Genomic DNA, 223 nt, shown 5'->3' on the forward strand with positions numbered 1-223 from the left:
TGCGGTCGACGAGGCCCGCCTCGAGGAAATCGAGGAACATGCGCTGCTGGTGCTTGTAGTAGCTCGGATCGCAGGTGGCGACCTCGCGGCTCCAGTCGAGCGACAGGCCCAGGGATTGCAGCTGGGCGCGCATGGTGGCGATGTTGGCGTAGGTCCATTCCTTGGGGTGGACCTTGTTCTGCATGGCGGCGTTCTCCGCCGGCATGCCGAAGGCGTCCCAGCC

The 223-nt window shown here is 65.9% G+C and carries 1 protein-coding gene; it reads right to left on the minus strand.

The window, feature by feature from the left end:
- Positions 1-223, minus strand: a 223-nt coding sequence (locus E4K09_RS05915; protein WP_134495838.1) for a class I tRNA ligase family protein, incomplete at both ends; no start/stop codon positions are given.

The organism is Microvirga pakistanensis (genome assembly GCF_004458765.1).
Classification (GTDB): domain Bacteria; phylum Pseudomonadota; class Alphaproteobacteria; order Rhizobiales; family Beijerinckiaceae; genus Microvirga; species Microvirga pakistanensis.